The 717-nt window shown below is 72.1% G+C and carries 1 protein-coding gene; it reads left to right on the top strand.

The window, feature by feature from the left end; translation table 11 throughout:
* Positions 1-68 precede the first annotated feature (68 nt).
* On the top strand, positions 69-620 hold the full coding sequence (locus A5659_RS14385; RefSeq protein WP_067021817.1) for a carboxymuconolactone decarboxylase family protein: 552 nt from the start codon (positions 69-71) through the stop codon (positions 618-620).
* The last annotated feature ends 97 nt before the right edge of the window (positions 621-717 follow it).

The raw sequence follows: 717 nt of genomic DNA, 5'->3' as shown, positions 1-717 counted from the left end.
GGCGATCGCAAGCGCGGCGAAGCCGGGCGCCGCGGGTCGCCGCCATCGACCTAACTACAGTCTCATCCGTGAGCCGCGTCGCACCGCTCGCTCCGCCGTGGAGCGAAGAAGATGCCACTGGCATCAACAGCTGGGGTCACCCCGACCGCACGTACGAGCCGCTGCTTTTGGTGCGCTGCCTGCAGCGCCATCCGACGCTGGCCGCCCGGCTGCGCAAGCTCGGCGAATCCCTTTATGTCGCAGCGCTTTTGCCTGGTCGCACGCGGACCATCGCCATTCTGCGGACCTGCGCGCTGGTCGGCTGCGCATACGAGTGGGGCGGGCAGGCGGCGTTCTGGGGCCCGATCGCCGGTGTCAGCGACGACGAGTGCGATGCGCTGGTCACCGGCGGCCCGGACGACCCGCGGTGGAGCGTTGCGGAGCGCACGCTGATCGCGGCGGTGGACGAGCTCGAGCGCACCGGCTCGTGGTCGGAGGCGACGTGGACCGCGCTGGGCCGCGACCTCGACGACGAGCAGCGCATCGAATTGCTCACGGCCGTCGGCTGGTATCGGACGATCTGCACGCTGTGCAACGCGCTCGCGCTGCCGGTGGAGGGCTGGATGCGGCCCTGGCCCTGAGTCGGATGGCGGCGACCCGGCTTCGGCCGCTCCGCCGCGCTCGCGATCGCCGCTGAGTCCGACGGCGGCGACCCGGCTTCCCCGGCTCCGCCGCGCT

The sequence above is a fragment of the Mycobacterium sp. 1165196.3 genome, assembly GCF_001673415.1.
Lineage (GTDB): Bacteria > Actinomycetota > Actinomycetes > Mycobacteriales > Mycobacteriaceae > Mycobacterium > Mycobacterium europaeum_A.
Note: the sequence above shows the minus strand (reverse complement) of the source record. Positions and strands in the feature narration are given on the sequence as shown.